General features: G+C 57.1%; 1 pseudogene. It reads right to left on the bottom strand.

Annotated elements, in window-relative coordinates:
- Window positions 1-501: pseudogene (locus tag HMPREF2865_RS05355) on the bottom strand (hypothetical protein); the annotation flags it as partial.

Consider the following 501-nt stretch of genomic DNA (forward strand, 5'->3'; position numbering starts at 1 on the left):
TGCTGCCGCTGTCGCCGTTGAAGGTCAGGCCTTTAGTGTCAACGGTGGTTTGGGCATCCACGCCTTTTTGGATTTCGGCTTTGGTGCCATCAGCCAAGTCGATGCTGTAGTCGGTCACGTTGTTCGCGTCTGCAGCGGCGGCGGTAACGGTCAATTTGCTCGAACCGGCGCTGGCAGTCGTGCCTTTGGCGTTGACGGTGTAAACGTCTTGGCCGTTGGTGTCGACGGTTTTAACCACGTCTTTGATGTTGGTACCGGCACGTACTTCGGTACGGGCGGCGGCGCTTTGCTGTTTCAGCTGGCTGTAGTTGACGGCGTCGTTGTCATCGGTACCGGCGGCAACATTGGTGATCTTGTTGCCGGCGGCATTGATGCCTGACTTGGTCACACTTGGGCCACCGGTAATGGTGAGGCCGTCTGAATTCAGTTTGCTGTCGCCTGCGGTAACGCTGTCAACAGTAATGTCTTTGGCCAGTTTCAGCTGTGCACCACCAGCTACGG

Source organism: Neisseria sp. HMSC073G10, assembly GCF_001812605.1.
Lineage (GTDB): Bacteria > Pseudomonadota > Gammaproteobacteria > Burkholderiales > Neisseriaceae > Neisseria > Neisseria subflava_A.